Annotated in this window: 10 protein-coding genes; all 10 read right to left on the reverse strand. The window is 49.5% G+C overall.

Going from position 1 to position 14573, the window contains the following annotated elements; all coding sequences use genetic code 11:
- Nucleotides 1-257 precede the first annotated feature (257 nt).
- The 10 genes from KJW29_RS14005 to KJW29_RS14050 all read right to left on the reverse strand — a co-directional run bounded on the left by KJW29_RS14005 (nucleotide 258) and on the right by KJW29_RS14050 (nucleotide 14553).
- Nucleotides 258-3209, reverse strand: coding sequence for an alpha-L-rhamnosidase-related protein (locus KJW29_RS14005; protein WP_214630228.1), 2952 nt, complete (start codon nucleotides 3207-3209; stop codon nucleotides 258-260).
- Between the two features lie 16 nt (nucleotides 3210-3225).
- Complete coding sequence (locus KJW29_RS14010) at nucleotides 3226-4197, reverse strand: DUF4434 domain-containing protein (protein WP_214630229.1); 972 nt, start codon at nucleotides 4195-4197, stop codon at nucleotides 3226-3228.
- Between the two features lie 4 nt (nucleotides 4198-4201).
- On the reverse strand, nucleotides 4202-4933 hold the full coding sequence (locus KJW29_RS14015; protein ID WP_214630230.1) for a ThuA domain-containing protein: 732 nt from the start codon (nucleotides 4931-4933) through the stop codon (nucleotides 4202-4204).
- A gap of 23 nt (nucleotides 4934-4956) precedes the next feature.
- The gene (locus KJW29_RS14020; RefSeq protein WP_214630231.1) at nucleotides 4957-6015 is read right to left on the reverse strand and encodes a Gfo/Idh/MocA family protein; all 1059 of its coding nucleotides are present in this window, start codon (nucleotides 6013-6015) and stop codon (nucleotides 4957-4959) included.
- 32 nt (nucleotides 6016-6047) lie between these two features.
- Nucleotides 6048-7457, reverse strand: coding sequence for a sialate O-acetylesterase (locus KJW29_RS14025; protein WP_214630232.1), 1410 nt, complete (start codon nucleotides 7455-7457; stop codon nucleotides 6048-6050).
- Nucleotides 7458-7496: 39 nt separating this feature from the next.
- Nucleotides 7497-8381: a carbohydrate ABC transporter permease gene (locus KJW29_RS14030; protein ID WP_214631134.1), complete on the reverse strand. Its 885-nt coding sequence runs from the start codon at nucleotides 8379-8381 to the stop codon at nucleotides 7497-7499.
- A 17-nt stretch (nucleotides 8382-8398) separates the two neighbouring features.
- Entirely contained in the window at nucleotides 8399-9298 is a 900-nt protein-coding gene (locus KJW29_RS14035) for an ABC transporter permease (RefSeq protein ID WP_187100976.1), read from the reverse strand.
- 89 nt (nucleotides 9299-9387) lie between these two features.
- Nucleotides 9388-11115 carry an extracellular solute-binding protein gene (locus tag KJW29_RS14040; protein ID WP_214630233.1) on the reverse strand — a complete coding sequence of 576 codons (1728 nt, stop codon included), beginning with the start codon at nucleotides 11113-11115 and terminating at the stop codon, nucleotides 9388-9390.
- A gap of 105 nt (nucleotides 11116-11220) precedes the next feature.
- Entirely contained in the window at nucleotides 11221-12903 is a 1683-nt protein-coding gene (locus KJW29_RS14045) for a response regulator transcription factor (RefSeq protein WP_214630234.1), read from the reverse strand.
- Nucleotides 12904-12906: 3 nt separating this feature from the next.
- Nucleotides 12907-14553, reverse strand: a complete 1647-nt coding sequence (locus KJW29_RS14050; RefSeq protein WP_214630235.1) for a sensor histidine kinase — start codon at nucleotides 14551-14553, stop codon at nucleotides 12907-12909.
- Nucleotides 14554-14573: the final 20 nt, after the last annotated feature.

Consider the following 14573-nt stretch of genomic DNA (forward strand, 5'->3'; position numbering starts at 1 on the left):
ATGTGTATAAAATTCAAACACATTCCATCAAACAGGCCCGAGCCTGGGCGAACGTGGATGTTCAAAAAGCCAGTGTAAACTGCATGCTGGACACCTCGTTTGAGTTGAATCTTAAGTGACAGGCATCCGCCTCTCCACTTTCCTGAAAAAAACAGGTACACAAAAAAGCTGGATGGAAATCAAAATGTCTTCCGCCCAACTTTTTATTTTTGAGACTTATTGGACAGCCCCTATGGTAAATTAATACAGCTTGTTTACTAGGAATCAATCGTAATAGATGCCTCATCCTGAACGGAAATGGTCCATTTGCCAGCCGTTAAATAAGGGGGCGTCCCGGATCCTGATACGATGATTCCATCAGCCGTCAATGGTGCCGGCGGCAGAATGATTTCGCCGATAACGCCCCGTGGAAGACGAACATACACTTTAAACTCGCGTTCTCCTTTTATCCAGCGAACTTCCACTAAACCTTCGGGTGTATTTAGCTTCCCCTCCGCCCAATGCAGCCCGATCGGCTGGGGCGCAATTCTCACTTTTTTGAATCCGGCCTCGATTGGCGTTATGCCGAGAATAATCCGCGGCAGGAAATGAGCAGGCGCTACACTCCAGCCGTGACAATAGCTCCTTGTCGGATAAGCGGAGGACCATCGACCGGGCATATCCTCCCAGCAGGTTGTGCTTCCCTGCTCCAGCATATATCCCCAAGTATCCTGAATTTCCTGAACAAGCGGTTTCAGCATGCCTGCTTTTTCGAGCGCCTGCAATTTAAAATACCGCATAAACGGGGTTGCGCAACGAATAAAGTCGTCAGGAGGCTGTACGAAGTAAGACAAAAGCGCCGACTGCCGCTCCGGCAGAGCGATATCATGAAGATAACAAAGCAAATTCGTCTGCTCGCTAAACACCGAACTCAAACGTCCATCCTTATGGATACAATCCGCATAAGCTTGCCGCTCCCCGCTCCATAAATGAACGTTTATTCCTGCAATAATGGTTGCCCGAAGCGCTCGAAGCTCCATCGCGTCCTGTTTATGGCCAAAAAGATCCGCTAATTGCGCGATCCTGCGACAGCTCTCGGCAAACCAGCCGTTTACATGGGTGACAATCGCGCCGTCCGGACAGTCCATAGCCGCCCAATCGAGTAAATTCCAGAAAGGTGAACGGATCAAGCCCGTACCTTCATCGACGCATTCGTCACGGAAATATCTGATTTGCTTTAGAAGAGACGGATACATTTCCTCCGCGAATGCGGCGTCGCCCCAGTAGCCGTAATACTCCTCGCAAGCAATCGACCAGAGAAAGCTCCAGGTAGAGAGTACATTTTCCCATCCGCTTGGTACTTGCGATTCCACAACAGGGGATCGATTGATCGAAGCTGCCGCAAGTCGCAAGCTTCTGCGCACCAGCGGATCGGCCCCGGCTAACGTTGCCTGAACCCCGGACATCACGTAGGCGTCTCCTACCCAGAACGCCTGCTCATAGGTGGGACAATCGACAAACGCGTCATCGCTGCATAATTGCGCCGTTCGCCGGCTCATCTCGAAAATTCGATTAAGTCTTTCATCCTCGCACCGGAACCCGCCGATTCTGGGAGAGGGATAAGTTCGCTGGATACAGCGCACAGAGCGGATCTTTAAATCTCCGCTTAAGTTGGAAGCTTGAATCACCCAATATCTGAACCCTCTCTGGATAAAGGAACGATAACGCTGCCAGCCTTTGCGCGCTACATAACGCAGCGTATTGTGCATGGAGTGCATATGAACGATATTCCCGCCCTGGTATGCTTCGAATCCATAACCGTCGACAATAGCGCCTTCCTCCGCACAGATCTCGAACTCGATCCACCCCGCCGTCATCTGTTCGAATTCATAGATGATCCTGACCGCTTTCCCGTCACCGGGATCGTGAAGAAGCGTATAATCCGCGTTTCCGCCGCAACTGCTGTACAGCCCTTGAACTTGATCCGCGCCCAAGCTCCTCGAGAGAACTACGGCATCCGTCATTTGATGGAATACATTGGACATATGTTCCTGCCCATGAGGAATAATCCGCATCCCTTCAAAAGCGAATAGCAGCTGCCATGAGCCCACTGCGGCAAGTGATCGTGGCTTCGCCGAGTCCTCCAAAAGGGAAGCTCCAAAGAAAACAAACCGACCATCCGATATACCGGGAAGTCGCGGCTCCAGCGCAATGGAACGGCCGCTCTCAATCTCGTGAAAGGATACTTGAAAATGATAGTCGTGAGCCGTCCCTTCTATTAAAAAAGACAGCAGATGTTCTCCCTCATCCATATGAACCTCATAGTCGTATAATCCGCTCCAATGACTGCCGGATACATCCCTCGAAGTAACGGGCTGGCCATCCACATAAAGCTTCACATTCATCCCCGAGGTTCGGTCCTGGAAACAAAATCTCGCATAAATAGGACGGTCCAGCTTAACCGTTGTCGCAACCAAGCCGCATACCGCATTCGGACTGGCATTCACGACTCCGGGCAGCAGCCATTGCCTTAGATCCATACTCCATGCGGGCTCAGGGAGCGTAACCGTCCCGAAGGACTTGATGCCCGCAGGATGCACCTCGTCCTCCGTTAACAGCGGGATATCTCTTGGACGCAGCTTTATCCAAGGCTCACACCCCGCCATTCCAAGGGGCAGCGCCTCTCTCCATTCCTCATTGACAACAAAACCCGCTAGCTTCCATCCAGGAAGCTCTAGCCCCGCGTCATAATGCTCCGCGTAGGCTTGCTGCGAAGAAATACGAGGCGTAGGACTGCCAAAGGAGAAATGACGCCGCCACTTCCAATCTTGGCCGCTTACAACTTCGAGCGGCTCACCGGACAAGGACCGTCCGGATATTCGCGCCAGCAATCCTGGAATCCCGGCTATATATTGAAAGGTGGACGTATGAAGAACGTGAACCAGAACGGCAATCGCATTGATCCCCGGCTGCAACCACGCTTCCACCTCATACGTGTCATAGAACCATTCCTGCGTCCAGCCGCGAACAGGACCCTGACCGATAAAATGTCCATTCAGCCAAACCGTGTAGCGGTAATCCGCCGTAATATGCAGCAACGCTTCATTCATCGGCTTCCATTGAAATTCATGGCGAAAGCAAACATAGGACGCCGCCTCCTGATTGGATACCATGGAACGGTCAAAGCCGATCCATTGCGCTTCTCCAAAATCCGTTAACGCAAGTGTCATTCGGATTACACCCTCTCTATAAGCCCGGTAAGCTACCCGAAGCCGTCTTATTCAGCTTGCGGAAAGCTTCCTCATACGACTTCGCACCCGCTTTCCCTGAACAAGGACTTACAAACTGCTGATACCCCCAGCTTACAAGCACATTCGCGTAGCGGCTGGCCAGCTCCATCTTCGCTTGCAGCTTGGCAACAGGCACCTGAATCCATCTTGCATCCTGAAATCCGGGCCCGTTAACGCCATCCTCTCCTCGAAACTGCTTCATCTCGTCAAAGTCCGCGACGTCGATTTCCGCCAGCTCCACATTCCCCCATAACTCTACCCCATGCGCGGCGCATGCTCGCCCTACGGCGGCAAAATACGGTTCCCGCTCCGCGAGGCTTAAGAACGCGGAATGCTCCGCCCCGGAATCCTGAAGCAACAGCGCGTCGATATCGACCTCGCCGAATATCCCGTTCCAGAACGTTTCGTATTCGTCCGTTTCCGCGTAAGGATAGCCAAGCACCTCTTCTCTATCGGTTACGAAAAAGGGGGACAGCACAACTTTACAACCGGGGGTAAGCTCCCGGCACCATCGACACACCTGCTTCCACAGACCTAGACAGTAATCCAGTTCCTTGCCCTGCACCACATAAATTTCATTCCCCAAGTAATACCCGTAAAAGGAACGATGTCCGCCATACTTGCGGTTTATATGCTCGATGATATGGAAGCTTGTATTCAAATCGGATTCAAGATCCCAATGGAAATGCCAATCCTCTCTCGCCATCACCTCAAGAATGACTCTCATATTTCGAGAAGCCGCTTCCTCCAAGATGCTGGCAACGGGATCGTAAGAGCCCTCTTTCGAAAGCCATCCTAACGAGAGCGCCGGTCCGTTTATCCAAATCAGATCAAATCCCGCAGCCTGCTGCGCATCCAATTCACGAACAATTCGATCCCGATCAAACGATGCATCCACATAATACAATGACCCGCTAATAGGCAGCATCCAGCTAGCCCCCCCTGCCTTTGATAGATTCCAATGCTATCAGCCGTTCTCCGTACTCGGTGTCTGCTCCTGCCGTCGGGGCTGCCCACTTGACCGCGTTGGAAATCACCTTCAAGACGTCCTTGTTATGATAGGTTGGGTAGGTTTCGTGACCCGGCCTGAAATAAAAGATTTTCCCTTTGTTTCTGCGATAGGCGCAGCCGCTGCGGAACACTTCTCCTCCCTCGAACCAGCTAACAAATATTAATTCGTCGGGCGCCGGAATATCGAAGTGTTCGCCATACATTTCCTCCTGCTCCAGCTCAATATATTTTCCTAATCCTTCCGTGATTGGATGCGCGGGATCGACTACCCAAAGCCGCTCCTTTTCGTCCGCGATACGCCATGACAGGCCGCAGCCCGTTCCCATCAGCTTGCGGAACAGCTTGGAGACATGACCGGAATGCAGGACGATCAGCCCCATCCCCTCCAGCACCCTCTTATGCACGCGATCGACGATGGAGTCCTCCACGGTTTCCTGCAGCATATGGCCCCACCAGATCAACACATCCGTTTGACTCAATACGTCATGGGTTAATCCATGCTCTTCCTGATCCTGTGTCGCCGTTCTGACAACAATGTTATCGCTCGTTATCCCGTTTGCGATGGCATGGTGCATGCCCTCCGGATAGATGCGGCTAACGCGGGGATCCACCTTTTCATGATAATATTCGTTCCATACCGTTACTCTGATCATTGGCTTTGCCTCCCGCTTCCCGTTTATAGTTTAACTTCCGAACCCGTTTCCGCAGACTTATAAATCGCGCTTAAAATTTTGACCATATCCACTCCGAATTGGGGCAATATAATCGGTTCGGTTCGCCTCTGCACGCAATCTACAAAATGATTGATATTTTCCGCGTGAGGATGAATGCCGGCAGGGAATCTGGGCGTAATGTCACAAGGAATTCCCTCAATGTCGGTAAACAGCTTGCATTCGCGATCGGTAAGCTTCGCTCCCGCTTGCGTGCCGCGCAGCTCCAGATAAGCCATCTCTTCCTCTACATGGGAGGCCCAGCTAAACTCGATTTGCAACGTAGCGCCGTTATCAAAGCGAATAAACCCCGTAGCCAAATCCTCAACGTCGTTTTTATATGCGGCTTGATTGTAAGGCGGCTGCATCGGTTGCGACAGCTCAAGATGCTTGTCGCCAAACTTGCTGTAAGCCGCTCCAACAACGGAAACGGGTTTTGGACTGCCCATCAGCCAAACGCTTAAATCGATAAAATGAATGCCCAAATCAATTAAAGGACCGCCGCCGGATAACGTTTTATTGGTAAACCAGCCGCTGCCGGGAATGCCCCAGCGCCTTTGCCAGCCGCAGCGGCCCGTGTAGATGTCTCCCATATGGCCTTTTTCGATATAGGTTTTCAGAAACCGCGATTCCGCGCGGAACCGGTTATTGCGGGTAACCATCAAAACATTCCCGCTCTTCTTGGCTTCATCGGCCATTCTCTGCGCTTCCTCCGGATTGATGGCGTCCGGCTTCTCGCAATAAACATGTTTGCCCGCATGAAGCGCTGCGATGGAAACTTCGGAATGAAACAGATTTGGAGTCGTTATATCCACCATATCGATCTCTTTATCGGCAAGCATTTCACGATAGTCGGTGTATACGCCGGCGACCGCATGTTCACGAGCCATCGCCGCCGCAGCGCTCTCGTTTACGTCACAGAAAGCAACGATTTCAACCTCCGGATGGGCGGACCACGCCGGCAGGTGAGCGTATTTAAATATATTTCCTACTCCCACGACACCCAGCTTTAATTTTTTCAACATAACCATCTCCTTCTTGCGCGCGCGATTCATATTTAAATGGAATGACGGAATACGGGAACCGCTAAATCAGCTCCGTCCCGAAGATTGCATACAGGATTAAAACCTTTGCCGTACCATAACTCCACTCCGGCAGGCGCGCTCTCCTTCAGTTTTACGATAACGGTATTAGCATTTGATTGATCCAATCGGCACTCCATTACGGGAAGAGCCGCCCCTCCATGCTCGACTCGGAACCCGCGTATTTCCTTGCTCGGCCGCAAACCTCCGTTGACATGCTCAAACTCGATCCGAAGCTCCGTTCTTGCCCTATCCGCAAAAGAGCAGCGCCGCACTCGAGGGCCTTTTTCACAAGCGGCATCCTGGAAGCAAAACCTTCTGGCCAGCAGCGCAAAACGTTTGCCAAGCTCCTTTAACGCAGGCGTGCTCAGATGAATGGCGTCGGACAAGGATAGATCGATCGTCGATACGAGCGCGACATGCGGCAGGTCGCCTTCAAGATGGAGTTGATCCAGTTGAATGCCGTTCCATGCCGGGAAAACATCACCTTCCCCCAACCAAGTGTTTAATTGAGCATAAAGGATGGGCAACTCCGGTTGTCCCGAATCACGCCTTAACGCTTCTATAAATGCAATAAATCGTTGTTTATACACCGCCGCCTTATCCCGATCCGCGGCGTCGGATTCGCCTTGGTACCATAAACAAGCTTTGACCTTTCCTCCAACCGCATTTATTCTTCCAAGCATGGAGCCGTACAACGACCGACCTCCATCAGCCAGCCCGACCGAATCCCACTGCTCCATATCCGTTCCCCCATGAGCGCACATCAGCAGTCCTATAGGAACCTTTGAATATTCCTTCATCACCTTGCCGAAGCTTATTCCAAGACCCGCGCCAAACTCTCTAAACAATCTCTCGTTCCTCGCCGCCTCTTCCTTCCGATTCTCCGGGACTCTCCAATGAACGGGATCCGACGCTTCGTTAAACCAGCACAATGGATCCTTCGCTATTCCCCATTGATCATCCAAATAGAAGCATCTTACCCATTGCGAAGGGCGTTCCGTCCCTATGAGCTTGCCTACGCCTTCCATATTGGATTGTCCCGCGAGAAGATACACATCTCCGACGCCGATACCGTTTATCCGATTCCGATATACAGCTTCCCCGCCGGCGCTATATGCAATCACTTCCAAACTGTAATCTCCCGCTAATACTCCTTGAAAGACGCCCTCGCAACTATTTCCATCAACTTGTAAAAGAATGCTATACCCGTTATCCGACTCTTTATACTCTAGAGGACGCAAGCGGCATTGAATCGACAACTGCCGCATCTCCTCTTGCGAAACCATCAGCTTGACGGGAATGTCCGCATACCCGTTATCATCCCTTTGACGCACACTATACGAATGCGGGTATTCCAATTGGAAAACCCCGTTTTTTCCCATGGTCATATCCTTATCCCGTTTCGCCCCTATCGGGTTTCCTTATTCCTTTACGCTTCCAAGCACAATGCCCTTAACAAAATATTTCTGCAGAAACGGGTACAAAATCAAGATAGGGAGTGCGCCCAGAAAAATTTGCGCCGCTTTCATCGTTCTGTCGGATACCTCGCTAAGCTCTTGCATCTCTTGCAGCGTCACGCTGCTTAAATCCCGTTGAATTATAATGGTTTGCAAATAACTGGAAAGCGGATATTGATCTCGGCTGTTCATATAGATCAAGCCGTCAAACCAGGAATTCCAATGGCCGACAACCGAAAGCAGCGTGATCGTCGCGAGTCCAGGCAGCGACAACGGTGCATAAATGCGCCATAATGCCGTCCAATGACTCGCCCCGTCTATAAATGAAGCTTCCTCCAGCTCTTTGGGCAACCCCCGGAAAAAATTAATCATAAGAATGACGCTAAAGACGGGCACAGCTCCTGGAATAACAAGAGACCAGATCGTGTTCAGCAAATTCGTATAGTTGATGATCATATAAGTCGGAATAAGCCCGCCGTTGAACAGCATGGTGAATACAAATATCCAGACCATCCATGTCCTTCCCCGAAACGATTTGGTTTCCTTGGATAACGGATAAGCTGTCAGCAGAACCATTAGCAGTTGTAAGGAAGCCCCTAATCCAACCCGCTTCAGCGTAACAACAAAAGCCTCCAGAAACGCGGGATTTTGAGCGACGAACTGATACGACTTAAAGGTAAAATCCACAGGCCAAAGATTGACCTGTCCGGCGGTCGCGGCAGCGCTGGAGCTAAATGAAACGGCCAATACATGAACCAAAGGAAGAACGCATAACAACGACAGCAATGCCAAGAAGATATAATTCGATATAACAAATAGCGTGCGACCTAACGTGCGCTGATCCTTCATCATCTATCCCCCTCTCGTCAAAAGATCCGGTAATTGGCGAACCGATAGGCGAGCCAATAGGAGATTGTGATCAAAATGAAGGAAACCACTGACTTGAACAAACCCATAGCCGTAGCTAAACCGTATTGGGCATCTACTAATCCCATCCGGTAAATCATCGTATCCAGCACATCTCCGGTTTCATACACAATGGGACTGTATAAATTAAAGATTTGATCAAAACCCGCATTCAGAACATTGCCCAGACTTAACGTCGCCAATAAAATAATGATCGGCGAAATGCCCGGAAGCGTCACATTCCACGTCTGCCTCCAGCGTGAGGCGCCGTCAATCGCCGCCGCTTCGTACAAGGTTGGATTAATGCTTGTCAACGCGGCGAAATAAACGATCGTACTAAATCCGAATTCCTTCCAAACATCGGATAGGATGATGATGAAACGAAACCAGCGATTGTCGGCAAGGAAAAAAACCGCTTCTCCGCCTAACGCCTTAACGACTTGATTTACCAATCCCTCCGATGGGGATAACAGATCAACGAGAATGCCTCCCAGAATGACCCATGAGAGAAAGTGAGGCAAATAGATGAGCGTTTGCACGCCTCGCTTAAACGCGCTTTTACTCACCTCGTTCAATAGCAACGATACGACAAGCGGGACGATTAACCCTGCTATCATTTTCAGAACGGCGATAATGACGGTATTCCATAATACCGGGAACGTGTCCGGCAATTGAACGATATACGCAAAGTTACTCATGCCAATCCATTCGGAATCAAAAAATCCTTTGGCGGGGATAAAACGTTGAAAGGCGATCCCGATCCCGATCATGGGCAGATAGCTATAAATTAAAATGATAATCAAGCCTGGAATGAGCATGAGATATAATGGCAGTTCCCTATAAAGCTTTCCGGAAAACATGACATCTCTCCTGTCGAAACTCTTCTATTGTCGAGAGGGAATAGAGCAGAATAAACAACTGCTCTATTCCTTCCTTTCTCCTGTACAGGTTATTTCGTCGACGCGTACCACTCGTTAACTTCAGCTGTAATCTGGTCGCCGCCAAGCTGTTTCCACTGGGAAACAAACTTGTCGAACTCGTCGGGAGATACGGCTCCCATAATAATTTTGGTGAATGTTTCCAGCTCCAACTTATCTAAAATAGCCTGCTTCTCTACCATCGTTTGGGTCGGAGGACCTCCATACAGGGAATCGCGATAATTATCGCCGGCAATATAGCCATCAACCACTTCCATTGTTTTCATAAAGGAGTACTGAACCCAATACTTCGGATCCTGCGTCTCCATGTAGTTCAAGATTTCATCGTAGGTCACTTTCTGCTCCGCTTTTAATTGGGACGGATCCTTTGCCAGCACAGCCGATCGAACCTCGGCGGCTGCGTTCATATTTGCCGTAACAAATGCGGAGGTGATCAAGGCGGTATTGATGATTTCAATGCCGTCCTGCGATTTGCCGTATTTATAATTGCTTTCGACTGTCACCTTCTGAGGAGCCAGCTTCTCCAAGTACAGATTAGCCATCTTAATAACCGCTTCCGGATTGGCGTAACCTTTCTTGACGACAAACCATTGGCTAAGCGGGAAGTAATACGACAGCTTCAGCGGCTCTCCGTTTGCCGTTGGGATCGGATAGGCTACCCAATTCGCGGTCGGATCCTTCTGCACGGCTTCTCCGAGCGGCCAGTTCATCGCCCAACCGTAGCCGAAGTATAGCCCCGCTTTGCCGCCCGTTATGCCTTCCAGCGCTTTCGCCGTATCCTTAACGCCGAATTCCGGATCGACGATGCCCGCTTTGTACAGCTCCTGCAGCTTAGTCAAAGCCGTCTTTACTTCCGGTTGAATACTGCCGTAAGCCAAGCCGTCGCCGGCCGGGTCTTTGATCCACATGTACTGCTTCCAGGCTACATTGGAAGGATTGCCTTGATAAGCGTTAAAGAAGCCTTGCAGATCGGGATAACCGTTAATATCCTTGCTTATCGGAATTCCGTATGTGTCTTTCTTTTGATTGCCGTCAGGATCTTGTTCGGTAAAGGCTTTCGCTACAGCCAAAACATCATCCCACGTTTTCGGTTCAGGCAGGCCAAGTTTGTCCAGCCAGTCCTTGCGAACCCATAACACCTCGCTGCCCGAATAATCCCCGCTTCCCGTTACAGGCAGCGCCATTAGCTTGCCGTTAACCGTAGAAGACCCGAGGCCGCTGTCGCCATATTCCGCAATCGCTTCTTTTAGAAGAGGAGAAGCGTATTGGTTGAACGCGTCAGTCAAGTCTTCAAGCTGATCCGCTTCCACTAGCTGCTTCAACGTTTTGGCGTCTACAGAAAACGTATCCGGCAAATCGCCGGAAGAGATGGATAGATTCAGCTTCTGATTATACTGATCCGAAGTGCCTGTCGTAACCCAGTCATACTTGAGCTTGATGCCAAGCTCTTCCTCGTAAGCTCTTGTCCATGTATTGTCGTTTTCGTTGTCTCCGGCTATAAACTTGGTGCCTTGATTGTAATTGCGAACCGCTGTAAGCTCGATAGGCGTTTCATATTTGCCAAGCGGATCCGCCGGTTTCCCGGAATCATCGGCCGGAGTTGGTTCTGTTGCAGCAGAAGATTCAGGACTTTGACTTGCGCCCGGATTGGTCGCGTTGTTGGTGCTGCAAGCAGACAACAACATCGAAAACGTTAGTACGGCCATCATAACGACTACAGTGATTTTACGAGCCTTCATGTGTTCTCCCCCAATGGTTTAATTTCAGAAGTTTCCTTCCTGTACTTATCATAAAAAAAAATAGAGTCTTCCATCGACTCTAAAGATTCTACTTTCCACTCACTTTCATTGTCGTGGGGACGCCGACACCCGGTCTCTGTATTCTTGGGGCGTCATTGTCGTCGCTTTCTTGAAATAACGGTAAAAATACCGGTCATTATCGAATCCAAGCAACTTCGAGATGTCCTGAATCTTAAATGGCGACTCTACCAGCATCTCTTTAGCTTTATTGATTTTAAGCTCATTAATGTAATCGGAGATATTCATGCCGGTATTATTTTTGTATAATCGCGAAACATACGCGGAGCTGTGTCCCACCACTTCGCCGATTCTGGTCAAGGATAGATCTCCCGCAATATTAGCCTGAACATACCGCTGGATTTGCTTTACGACGTCTTTTTCCTGCTGTTCATGCCCCGCCCGCTTCTGGTTAAAAATGTGTTCCGCAAGCTCTACATAATAATCGGATGTTTCATTCCAGGTTTCATGATGACCCATGTGCGTCAAACGATTGAGGTCAATCTTTTGCCCCAGCTCATTCCACAGATTCCATTTGTTCAAGTAACGAATAAACATTAACGAAAAGGAATATTTGATTTCCTGTTTAAATGATTCCGGCGCCTTCGAGTGGATTTGCGCGGCATTCACCATTTTGGGATATTCGATGAAAAACTGATACCTCTGCCCATTTTCCAAATATTCGGCAAGCAGCTCTATTCGTTTGGCTCCCATCCTGCTTTGGTACTCCCATTGATCACTCTGGAGCGCCGCCTGGTTTTCCTGCTCGGGCTCAAATAATAACAATTCCGTTCCCATCCCGAGTCCATGGCTGGAGAGAAGCTTTAATTGCTCGAACTTTTGGCCGGCTTGTGGCCACTCTACCGCTTTACCCGCGACAGTGATGGAAATGGATAATTTCAACAAGCTTTTGCAGGTTCTCTGCACAAACTCCAACGTTCCATGTATAAAGCGCACGGTAAGTTTCCATTCCTCCTCCGATACGGGCTTCGCCGTATTTTGCAGCGCGGAAGAAGGCTGGATTAACCAAATAAACTTGGCTCTCTCATACACCAAAGTAACAACGCGACAAGAAGGAGACAGACATTCCTCCACAATATTTTGAATCGCGAACAACAAAGGAGCCCGGTCGTAGCTGCTGTAGTGATGATTCCATTCATCCACTCGTCCGATCATCGCAAGAACACGATTGTGGCTGTCTAGCGGCATCTCCAGATTGTTAAATTGCTCCGGCAGCGCCGATGACACCGCCATGTTCCCTTCGAGGATATCCAATAAATAGTCCCTCTGCAGCATGGGCAAAGCCTGCTTTAATTGTTGCTTCGCTTTGTTGACCATACTGTCCATTTGCAGTTCCTTCTCGATGGCGGCGATGGTTTGTTCAACGACCTCCAGCAATACCTCGTCGCCTTCCGTCTTAAGCAAATATTGACATGCGCCATGCCTCATCGCGTCCTGGATATAGTCAAAATCGCTATAGCCGGTCAAAAATATAACTTTGCATAACGGCCATTGCTTGACGATTAGCTTCTGCAACTGCAAGCCGTCCATTCCCGGCATTCGTATATCGGACAGCACAATATCCATTTTGGTACGTCCCAGCCAATTCAATGCCTCTTCGGGGTGATAAGCCCGGTATACCTCTACATTCAAACGGGTTTCATTCGTAAAAAGCTCAAATAATCCGTCCACCACATGGCGTTCGTTATCTACGACTAGAAGCCGATACATATCTCAACCTTCTCTCTGCAACGGAATAATAAGCTCAACCTTCATGCCGCCCATACCGCTTCTCGATACGCGAAGACCCGCTGGTAACCCGAACTTGAGTCGCAGCCGGCTATGCACATTGATCACTCCCGTTGTCTCCGTCACCTGCTTCGCCATCATTAAACCGTTCAGTTCCTGAAGCTTCTGATCCGATAATCTGTCGCCATTGTCTTCGATCGTAATGGATAACCGATCGGCATGCCGGGCAAAATCGATTTTCAGTTGAGCGTCGCTTCTCAGCTCCTCCAATCCGTATTGAAACGCGTTTTCGATAAGCGGCTGAAGAGTCATTCGGGGAACGAGGATATCCCGGCACATACTAGGAATTTCGCTCCAACTGACTTTGACCAAATCTCCAAAGCGAACCATTTGAATTTCGACATAGGATTTGGCATGCATCATTTCTACTTCCAGAGGCACTTCATCCATTCCGGTCCGAGTCAGAAAATGATAGTACTTGCTTAAGTGCTGCGTAATTTTTACAACCTTGTCCAGATCCTCCGCCTTGGCCAATCGATATAAAGCATAAAAGCTGTTGTATAGAAAATGGGGATTGATTTGAGACTGCAGCTGCTTTAATTCGGCGCGTTGGTTTCGTATTTGACCTTCGTACACTTCATGAATGAGAATGCCGAGCCGATCAACCATCGCATTGAATTGCTGGTAGACATAATTAAATTCATCCTTGTTGGGGTGGCGCACTTGAACGCCAAGATCCCCCTTCTCGACTCTGCGCAGCGCCCGCACTAAATGGCGAAGAGGACGATGGATATTGCGAAAGATCCAATACGAAAATCCGATAATGACCGTAATCGAAAATAGGGATAACAGCCACATCCAGACGGTATATTGGGTCAGGGGCTGCAGAAGCTGACTCTCGGGATAGTAGAGCAGCAGCGACATATCGAGCTCCGATGATTTTTCATACGTAAGCAAATAAGAAGTGCCTTCGACCTTTACGCGGCCTTGTCCGCGACCTTGAACGTCGAATACAAAGGAATGCGATTCCTCCGAAATCGCTTTCAATAATTCCGGCTGCGATTCCCCGTTCAGCATCCATGCGTTTTCGTGCCCGAGTAGAATGGCTCCGCCCCCCGCGACTCCCGTTATTCGGCTCAGCGAATCCTTGATTTGTTCCTTCGACAGCTCTACCGCGATAAGAAACACGGGAAGACGATCTCCGTAATTGCTTTCCGGATAAGCGCCGCTAATAAAAAGACGTTCGTCCCAATAAATAAAGGGAGACTCCTTGTTATGCGACAGCGCTCGAACCGTCTCTGGCGGCATGGCATGCTCATCGTATCGATTCGAATATATCACTTTTCCGATAAGCGGAACGTTCACGCTAGCTTCTTTGACATACAGATTAGAATTTTTTAGCAGCTCCAGTTTTTTTTCAATGCGAAGAAAAGCCGTGGTTCGATCATGAACCGGCATTAGGTGGGACATGCTGCTTATTTTCTGAAAATCATCGTCAAACAAATATTCGCGTTTAAGCGTTTCGATTCGATTCATTTCGGATTCAAACGAGCGGAGATAGAAGTCGATATTGGACTCCATGGAGCTCATAATCTCACTGCGCATATTCCGTGCCGCCGATTGATTGATCATCAGGCTCATCACATATAGAG

It is taken from the genome of Paenibacillus agaridevorans (genome assembly GCF_018604145.1).
In the GTDB taxonomy this organism is placed as follows: Bacteria; Bacillota; Bacilli; order Paenibacillales; family Paenibacillaceae; genus Pristimantibacillus; species Pristimantibacillus agaridevorans.

Coding starts and splice junctions, on each gene's coding strand:
- KJW29_RS14005 (WP_214630228.1), bottom strand. CDS start 3,209: ATGACACTTGCGTTAACGGATTTTGGAGAAGCGCAATGGATCGGCTTT.
- KJW29_RS14010 (WP_214630229.1), bottom strand. CDS start 4,197: ATGCTGCCTATTAGCGGGTCATTGTATTATGTGGATGCATCGTTTGAT.
- KJW29_RS14015 (WP_214630230.1), bottom strand. CDS start 4,933: ATGATCAGAGTAACGGTATGGAACGAATATTATCATGAAAAGGTGGAT.
- KJW29_RS14020 (WP_214630231.1), bottom strand. CDS start 6,015: ATGTTGAAAAAATTAAAGCTGGGTGTCGTGGGAGTAGGAAATATATTT.
- KJW29_RS14025 (WP_214630232.1), bottom strand. CDS start 7,457: ATGGGAAAAAACGGGGTTTTCCAATTGGAATACCCGCATTCGTATAGT.
- KJW29_RS14030 (WP_214631134.1), bottom strand. CDS start 8,381: ATGAAGGATCAGCGCACGTTAGGTCGCACGCTATTTGTTATATCGAAT.
- KJW29_RS14035 (WP_187100976.1), bottom strand. CDS start 9,298: ATGTTTTCCGGAAAGCTTTATAGGGAACTGCCATTATATCTCATGCTC.
- KJW29_RS14040 (WP_214630233.1), bottom strand. CDS start 11,115: ATGAAGGCTCGTAAAATCACTGTAGTCGTTATGATGGCCGTACTAACG.
- KJW29_RS14045 (WP_214630234.1), bottom strand. CDS start 12,903: ATGTATCGGCTTCTAGTCGTAGATAACGAACGCCATGTGGTGGACGGA.
- KJW29_RS14050 (WP_214630235.1), bottom strand. CDS start 14,553: ATGATCAATCAATCGGCGGCACGGAATATGCGCAGTGAGATTATGAGC.